Origin of the sequence: Solihabitans fulvus (genome assembly GCF_008386585.1) — a bacterium.
GTDB classification, from domain to species: Bacteria; Actinomycetota; Actinomycetes; order Mycobacteriales; family Pseudonocardiaceae; genus Solihabitans; species Solihabitans fulvus.
Genome location: NZ_VUOB01000102.1, coordinates 1 through 3,538, shown reverse-complemented (window position 1 = coordinate 3,538; position 3,538 = coordinate 1). Strand labels below are relative to the sequence as shown.

The window sequence follows — 3,538 nt, the reverse complement described above, 5'->3', positions numbered from 1 at the left end:
TATGTTCGGCGGCGACCTACTCTCCCACACCCTCACGAGTGCAGTACCATCGGCGCAGGAGGGCTTAGCTTCCGGGTTCGGAATGGGACCGGGCGTTTCCCCTCCGCCATAACCACCGAAACACTATAGAATTACCGTTACCGTAGACACCCACTACAGACCCACAACTCTCGTTGTGGACCCGTCAAGGTGGTCCGGTCGGTTCTCCCAGAACCGCACAGTGGATGCGTAGCAACTTTGTAGACAAGTCCTCGGCCTATTAGTATCGGTCAGCTCCACACGTTACCGTGCTTCCACCTCCGACCTATCAACCCAGTGGTCTAGCTGGGGGCCTTAACCCACAAAGGGGTGGGATACCTCATCTTGGAACGAGCTTCCCGCTTAGATGCTTTCAGCGGTTATCCCTTCCGAACGTAGCAAACCAGCAATGCCCCTGGCGGAACAACTGGCACACCAGAGGTTCGTCCGTCCCGGTCCTCTCGTACTAGGGACAGCCTTCCTCAAGTATCCTACGCGCGCGGCGGATAGGGACCGAACTGTCTCACGACGTTCTAAACCCAGCTCGCGTACCGCTTTAATGGGCGAACAGCCCAACCCTTGGGACCTACTCCAGCCCCAGGATGCGACGAGCCGACATCGAGGTGCCAAACCATGCCGTCGATATGGACTCTTGGGCAAGATCAGCCTGTTATCCCCGGGGTACCTTTTATCCGTTGAGCGACCACGCTTCCACAAGCCATGGCCGGATCACTAGTCCCGACTTTCGTCCCTGCTCGACCTGTCGGTCTCACAGTCAAGCCCCCTTGTGCACTTGCACTCAACACCTGATTGCCAACCAGGCTGAGGGAACCTTTGGGCGCCTCCGTTACCCTTTGGGAGGCAACCGCCCCAGTTAAACTACCCACCAGGCACTGTCCCTGATCCGGATCACGGACCAAAGTTAGACATCCAGTACGACCAGAGTGGTATTTCAACGATGACTCCACCCACACTGGCGTATGAGCTTCACAGTCTCCCACCTATCCTACACAAGCCGAACCGAACACCAATACCAAGCTATAGTAAAGGTCCCGGGGTCTTTCCGTCCTGCCGCGCGTAACGAGCATCTTTACTCGTAATGCAATTTCGCCGGGCCTGTGGTTGAGACAGCCGAGAAGTCGTTACGCCATTCGTGCAGGTCGGAACTTACCCGACAAGGAATTTCGCTACCTTAGGATGGTTATAGTTACCACCGCCGTTTACTGGCGCTTAAGTTCTCAGCCTCGCCCCAAAGGAGCTAACCGGTCCCCTTAACGTTCCAGCACCGGGCAGGCGTCAGTCCATATACATCGTCTTGCGACTTCGCATGGACCTGTGTTTTTAGTAAACAGTCGCTTCTCGCTGGTCTCTGCGGCCGCACAACCCTAGCTCGTCAAGAGCTTCAAGTCACACGGCCCCCCTTCTCCCGAAGTTACGGGGGCATTTTGCCGAGTTCCTTAACCACAGTTCACCCGATCGCCTTGGTATTCTCTACCTGACCACCTGTGTCGGTTTGGGGTACGGGCCACGTGAACACTCACTAGAGGCTTTTCTCGGCAGCATGGGATCACTCTACTTCGCCTCAATCGGCTATGCATCACGTCTCACCCTTATGTACAGCACGGATTTGCCTATGCTGCGGGCTACACGCTTACACCAGTACTACCACTCACTGGCGGAGCTACCCTCCTGCGTCACCCCATCGCTTGACTACTACCGGCTCGGATCCCGCGCTCCCTGAACCCGCGACCCGAAGGTCAATGGATCCAGTTTGGGCGGTTAGCATCACCGACCTCGCCATGGGCGCGTTCACACGGGTACGGGAATATCAACCCGTTGTCCATCGACTACGCCTGTCGGCCTCGCCTTAGGTCCCGACTTACCCTGGGCGGATTAGCCTGGCCCAGGAACCCTTGGTCATCCGGCGGCAGAGTTTCTCACTCTGCATTCGCTACTCATGCCTGCATTCTCACTCGCACAGCCTCCACGACTAGATCACTCTGCCGCTTCGCTGGCTGCACGACGCTCCCCTACCCATCCACACCACTGCACCCAGTAAACTGGGCGGATGTATTGCGTGAATGACACAGCTTCGGCGGTACGCTTAAGCCCCGCTACATTGTCGGCGCAGGACCACTTGACCAGTGAGCTATTACGCACTCTTTAAAGGGTGGCTGCTTCTAAGCCAACCTCCTGGTTGTCTGGGCGACCCCACATCCTTTCCCACTTAGCGCACACTTAGGGGCCTTAGCTGGTGTTCTGGGCTGTTTCCCTCTCGACTACGAACCTTATCGCCCGCAGTCTCACTGCCGCGCTCTCACTTCCCGGTATTCGGAGTTTGGTTGATTTCGGTAAGCTTGTAGGCCCCCTAGACCATCCAGTGCTCTACCCCCGGAAAGAAACACACGACGCTGCACCTAAATGCATTTCGGGGAGAACCAGCTATCACGGAGTTTGATTGGCCTTTCACCCCTAACCACAGCTCATCCCCCAGGTTTTCAACCCTGGTGGGTTCGGGCCTCCACACGGTCTTACCCGCGCTTCACCCTGGCCATGGCTAGATCACTCCGCTTCGGGTCTAGAGCACGCGACTCAAACGCCCTATTCGGACTCGCTTTCGCTACGGCTACCCCACACGGGTTAACCTCGCCACGTACCACTAACTCGCAGGCTCATTCTTCAAAAGGCACGCCATCACCACTACTAGGGTGGCTCTGACGGATTGTAGGCACACGGTTTCAGGTACTATTTCACTCCCCTCCCGGGGTACTTTTCACCTTTCCCTCACGGTACTAGTCCGCTATCGGTCACCAGGAAGTATTTAGGCTTAGCGGGTGGTCCCGCCAGATTCACAGCGAATTTCACGAGTACGCTGCTACTTGGGATCCCCATCAAGAGACATCGGGTTTTCGCGTACGGGAGTATCACCCTCTACGCTCGCGCTTTCCAGACACGTTCCGCTAACCACAATGTTTTCTGACTCTTTGGAAGGTCAGCAGCCCTTCCCGATAGGTCCCACGACCCCGCACATGCAACCCCTGCCAGGTATCACACATGTACGGTTTAGCCTCATCCGCTTTCGCTCGCCACTACTCACGGAATCACGGTTGTTTTCTCTTCCTGCGGGTACTGAGATGTTTCACTTCCCCGCGTTCCCTCCACACGCCCTATGTGTTCAGGCGTGGGTGACCCCACATGACTGGGGCCGGGTTTCCCCATTCGGACACCCTTGGATCTCAGCTCGGTTGGCAGCTCCCCAAGGCTTTTCGCAGCCTCCTACGTCCTTCATCGGCTCCTGGTGCCAAGGCATTCACCGTATGCCCTTACTAACTTGGCCACAAAGATGCTCGCATCCACTGTGCAGTTCTCAAAGAACAACCGGACACCACCATGTACCTGCGTCGCTTGCCCCCAGGTTTCCCCGGCGGCACTTTCGCGCTTTGGCGGTCCCCCTTGTTTTCGCTGATCAAACACGCAAGCGTGTTCTCTCCGGACCCAACAGCGTACCGGCAAACCACAT

General features: G+C 56.8%; 2 rRNA genes. Both read right to left on the bottom strand.

From position 1 onward, the window contains the following. Positions 1-3 precede the first annotated feature (3 nt). Positions 4-120, bottom strand: a 5S ribosomal RNA gene (gene rrf, locus F0L68_RS39470). Positions 121-239: 119 nt separating this feature from the next. Beyond that, positions 240-3,355, bottom strand: a 23S ribosomal RNA gene (locus F0L68_RS39465). Positions 3,356-3,538: the final 183 nt, after the last annotated feature.